Here is a 597-nt window from a genome sequence, read left to right on the forward strand (position 1 = left end):
AAAATGATCTACGACCACCGCGGCGGAGTTGTCGGAGCGACAGCGGCAATTGGGGTGATTGTCGGATCGGATATTCCAATGTTTTTAGGCGCAATGATTATGGGTCCGCTTGGCGGATACCTCATTAAACAGACTGATAAATTATTCAAGGATAAAGTCAAGCAAGGCTTTGAAATGCTGATCAACAACTTTACGGCAGGGATTGTCGGCGCGGCTTTAACGATTCTCGCGTTTTACGCTATCGGCCCGGTTGTCTTGACGCTAAATAAATTGCTGGCGGCTGGTGTGGAAGTCATTGTACACGCTAATTTACTGCCGGTAGCCAGTGTTTTTGTAGAGCCGGCGAAAGTGTTGTTCCTTAACAACGCCATAAACCATGGAATCTTAAGCCCGATCGGAATCGAGCAAGCATCCCAAACAGGAAAATCAATTCTGTTTTTAGTAGAAGCAAACCCTGGACCGGGGCTCGGCATTTTGCTGGCGTACATGTTCTTTGGCAAAGGATCTTCAAAATCAACGGCTCCCGGTGCGGCGATCATCCATTTCTTCGGCGGGATTCACGAGATTTACTTCCCGTACATTCTGATGAAACCGGCC

General features: G+C 48.1%; 1 protein-coding gene. It reads left to right on the forward strand.

Annotated elements, in window-relative coordinates; genetic code table 11:
• The coding region (locus ACWHAR_RS29595) for a PTS transporter subunit EIIC (protein WP_452088755.1) at window positions 1-597 on the forward strand (597 nt) is incomplete at both ends.

The sequence above is a fragment of the Bacillus sp. LR--39 genome (assembly GCF_053613335.1).